Origin of the sequence: Kineococcus vitellinus (assembly GCF_009906315.1) — a bacterium.
GTDB lineage: Bacteria > Actinomycetota > Actinomycetes > Actinomycetales > Kineococcaceae > Kineococcus > Kineococcus vitellinus.
The window spans coordinates 1-2,587 of sequence record NZ_JAAALL010000436.1 but is presented as its reverse complement, the minus strand read 5'-3'; the positions used below and the strand labels follow the sequence as shown (position 1 = coordinate 2,587).

At 77.5% G+C, this 2,587-nt stretch carries 4 protein-coding genes; 1 reads left to right on the top strand and 3 read right to left on the bottom strand.

Going from position 1 to position 2,587, the window contains the following annotated elements:
- Window positions 1–30: 30 nt before the first annotated feature.
- On the bottom strand, window positions 31–300 hold the full coding sequence (locus GTQ99_RS22085; RefSeq protein ID WP_166617834.1) for a DUF2277 domain-containing protein: 270 nt from the start codon (window positions 298–300) through the stop codon (window positions 31–33).
- Window positions 301–441: 141 nt separating this feature from the next.
- Here GTQ99_RS22085 and lexA point away from each other — a divergent pair, with 141 nt between their 5' ends.
- Window positions 442–1,176 (top strand): transcriptional repressor LexA, encoded by a 735-nt coding sequence (gene lexA / locus GTQ99_RS22080; RefSeq protein WP_166617835.1) that lies wholly within the window; start codon window positions 442–444, stop codon window positions 1,174–1,176.
- Between the two features lie 19 nt (window positions 1,177–1,195).
- Here lexA and GTQ99_RS22075 read toward each other — a convergent pair whose 3' ends face one another.
- Both GTQ99_RS22075 and GTQ99_RS22070 read right to left on the bottom strand, forming a co-directional pair.
- Window positions 1,196–1,873 carry an aspartate/glutamate racemase family protein gene (locus tag GTQ99_RS22075; protein WP_166617833.1) on the bottom strand — a complete coding sequence of 226 codons (678 nt, stop codon included), beginning with the start codon at window positions 1,871–1,873 and terminating at the stop codon, window positions 1,196–1,198.
- Window positions 1,874–1,959: 86 nt separating this feature from the next.
- On the bottom strand, window positions 1,960–2,587 hold a 628-nt coding region (locus GTQ99_RS22070), incomplete at its 5' end, for an ATP-dependent DNA helicase (RefSeq protein ID WP_276612478.1).

Here is a 2,587-nt window from a genome sequence, read left to right as displayed (position 1 = left end):
CGCGCACCCCGCCCGCGCGCCCCGGCGGCCTCAGGAGGCGAAGCGGCGCGCGCTGCGCTCGCGGGCGCGGGCCGCCTCCACCTCCCGGTCCCTGGGCGGCGCCGTGGTCACGAGCTCCTCGAGCAGCTCGCGCGTCGCCGCCGCGACGGCCTCCACGGCGCGGTCGAAGGCGGCCTGGTTGCGCGCCGACGGCCGGGTGGCCCCGGCCACCTTGCGCACGTACTGCAGCGCCGCGGCGCGCACCTCCTCCTCCGTCGCGGCGGGCTCGAAGTTGTGCAGCTGGCGGATGTTCCGGCACATGGCGGGCACGCTACGCAGCCGGTGCGACACGCCGCCTTCGAACAGGTGTTTGATCCTCGGGGACGGGGTGGTTACCGTGGCCGGGACCGGGCGCCGCGACGGTGCCCGGCGGACGAGCGAGCAGGAGCAGACGTGGCCGACGTGCTGGACGGGACCGACGACGCCGCGGACGCGCACGGCGCGGCGCCCACCGCCGCCGTCGCCTCGGTGCACCAGTTCCCCGACACCCCCTTCGGCCCCGACGGGCTGACCGCCCGCCAGCGCCGGGTGCTCGCCGCGATCAAGGAGTGCGTCGAGGCGCGCGGCTACCCGCCGAGCATGCGGGAGATCGGCCAGGCCGTCGGCCTGACCAGCCCCAGCAGCGTCGCGCACCAGGTGAAGACCCTCGAGCGGCTGGGCTACCTGCGCAAGGACCCGCGCCGGCCGCGCACCCTCGAGGTCGTCGCCCCGCCGCAGCTGCTCGAGGCCGCCGACGACGCCGGCGCGCCGGAGGAGCGCCCCGCCCCGCGCTACGTGCCGCTGGTGGGGCGCATCGCCGCCGGTGGGCCGATCCTGGCCGAGCAGCTCGTCGAGGAGGTCTTCCCGCTGCCCGCCCAGCTGGTGGGCGCGGGTGAGCACTTCATGCTGCGCGTGGTCGGCGAGTCGATGATCGAGGCCGCCATCTGCGACGGCGACTGGGTCGTCGTGCGCCAGCAGCCGACGGCCGAGAACGGTGACGTGGTGGCCGCGATGATCGACGGCGAGGCCACCGTCAAGGTCCTCCAGCGCAAGGACGGCCACGTCCGGCTCATGCCGCGCAACCCGCTGTTCGAGCCCATCGACGGCGACGAGGCGACGATCCTGGGTCGCGTGACGGCGGTGCTGCGCAGCCTCTGAGGCCGCGCTCCCCGGCGGGTCAGCGCCCGGCGGGGACCACCGGGACCACGGCCTCGACGGCGGCCTCCACCGCCAGCCGCGGCGAGGTGAGCACCGGCACGTGCAGGTCGCGCAGCAGCGGCGCCGCGTCGAGCATGCTGGCCTGGGCCAGGACGACGACGTCCACCGCCGGCCGCAGCGAGGCGACCGCTCGCCGGACGGCCTCGGCGACGCCCGTGGTGTAGGTGAGCAGGTCCCCGGACTCGAAGGCCGTCCAGGTGTCGGTGCAGCGCACGTCGAGCAGCTCCACGTCGCGGCCGGTGTCGCGGGCGCACTCGCGCAGCAGCGGCAGCAGGGTGTCGGCGGCCTCGCCCAGCGAGGTCACCACCGCGATCCGCCGGCCCGCGAGCACGGCGGCCTCGGCCATCGGCCGGTCCACGCGCACGACCCGCACGCCGGTCCGCGCCCCGACCTCCTCGGCCAGCGCGCCCGTCGTCGAGCAGGTGCACACGACCACCTCGGCGCCCTCGGCGACCAGCCGGCGCAGGCGGTCGGCCACCGCCGGCCGCGCGGCCTGCAGCCCGCGCGAGCGGGCGGTGGCGAGCATGCCGGTGTCGACCAGGTGCCGGTCGGCGACGGAGGCGTCGCGCTCGGCGAGCAGGTCGCGGAAGGAGCGCACGTGCGCGTGCGCGGAGTGCAGGAAGCCCACGGTGGCCACGCGCCGAGGATGCCATCCCGCACCCGTTCCGTCAGCACCCCTGCGGGAGGCCGGCGGGAGAACGGGGCGGGAACGACCCGGTCGGCTCAACGGGCGGCGCTCGTCAGCCGCCGCAGCGCCTCCAGGGCGACCTCCGTGGAGGTCGTGGGCCAGAAGCCCGGCAGGCTCTCGCGCAGGAAGCCGCCGTAGCGGGCGGTGGCCAGCCGGGAGTCCAGGACGGCCACCACGCCGCGGTCGCCCGCGGCCCGCACGAGGCGGCCCGCGCCCTGGGCCAGGCGGACGGCCGCGTGCGCGGCGGAGACGGTGAGGAAGCCGTTGCCGCCCGCGGCGTCCACCGCGCGGGCGCGCGCCGACATCAGCGGGTCGTCCGGGCGCGGGAAGGGGATGCGGTCGATGACCACCAGCGAGCAGCTCGGGCCGGGCACGTCGACGCCCTGCCACAGCGAGAGGGTGCCGAACAGCGAGGTGGCCGGGTCGTCGGCGAAGGCGCGCACGAGCTTGGGCAGCCGGTCGTCGCCCTGGCACAGCACCGTGCGCCCGGTGCGCGAGCGCACGGCGGCCGCCGCCTCCTCGGCCGCGCGGCGCGAGGAGAAGAGCCCGAGGGTGCGACCGCCGGCGGCCTCGACGAGCGCGGCGAGCTCCTCCAGGGCGAGCTCGCCGGCACCCGCCCGCCCCGGCGCCGGCAGGTGCCGCGCCACGTAGAGGATGCCCTGC